The following is a 1110-nucleotide window of genomic DNA, read 5'->3' on the forward strand; positions in this document are numbered from 1 at the left end:
GATGAATTATCATATTAAGTGCAACACTTAAAAATGGATAAAAAAATAGCTCATAAGTTTATGTTCATGTTACAGTAATAATAACTACAAAATCACTTTACATGAAAGGACATAAAATTATGAACTACAAACATATTACCATAAATGAAAGATGTTGTATAGCTAATTTCTTAGGCTTAGGATGGAGTATAAGAAAAATAGCAAAACATCTTAATAGAAATGCTTCTACAATTTCAAGAGAGATCAGAAGAAACTCTGTTAATGGAAAATATTTAGCTCATATAGCAAATGAAATTTATCTAAATAACAGAATGAACTGCGGCGCAAAGGGAAAATCATCTAACTATAAATTAATTGAGTATATAGAAAATGGTCTAAACAAAACTTGGTCACCTGAACAAATAGCCGGTAGGCTACGCCTAGAATCTAAAGATGATAAATCTATGAAGATTGGATTCAAAACAATCTATAGATGGATATACAAAAATATTATTGTAAAAGGCAATATAAATAAATTAAGAAGAAAAGGAAAATCCTTAAAACCAAAAGAAACAAGAGGTAAATTTAATATAGGTAAAAGTATAAAAAATAGACCAAAAGACATTAGGAAAAGAGAAAGTATAGGACATTGGGAATTAGATACTGTTGTATCTAGTAGAGGAAAGTCAAAAGCCTGCCTTTCGACTTTTGTAGAAAGAAAAAGCAGATACTTAATAGCTCAAGTTATGGATAATAGAAAATCAACAACATTTAACTTACATTGTTTCAAAGCATTTGAACATATTTCAAACAAACTAATTAAAACATTTACAGTCGATAGGGGTAAAGAATTTGCTAATTATAATGAAATTGAGAATAGATTAAATATAGATGTTTATTTCGCAGATCCTTATTCTTCTTGGCAAAGAGGTACTAATGAGAACACTAACGGATTATTAAGAGAGTTTTATCCTAAAAGATTTGATTTTTCTACTATAACTCAAAATGAGCTTGATGTTGTAGTAAATATAATAAATAATAGACCTCGCAAGTGTCTTGGATATAAAACACCTGCAGAGGTCTTCGCTGCAACATAAACATAAAATGTTGCACTTATATTGACAATCTATC

Annotated in this window: 1 protein-coding gene; it reads left to right on the forward strand. The window is 28.4% G+C overall.

What is annotated here, in order from left to right:
• The first annotated feature begins 119 nt into the window (after positions 1-119).
• Positions 120-1076 carry an IS30 family transposase gene (locus I4U58_RS13835; RefSeq protein ID WP_024036937.1) on the forward strand — a complete coding sequence of 319 codons (957 nt, stop codon included), beginning with the start codon at positions 120-122 and terminating at the stop codon, positions 1074-1076.
• Positions 1077-1110 lie beyond the last annotated feature (34 nt).

Source organism: Clostridium sp. 1001270J_160509_D11 (genome assembly GCF_015667935.1).
In the GTDB taxonomy this organism is placed as follows: Bacteria; Bacillota; Clostridia; order Peptostreptococcales; family Peptostreptococcaceae; genus Intestinibacter.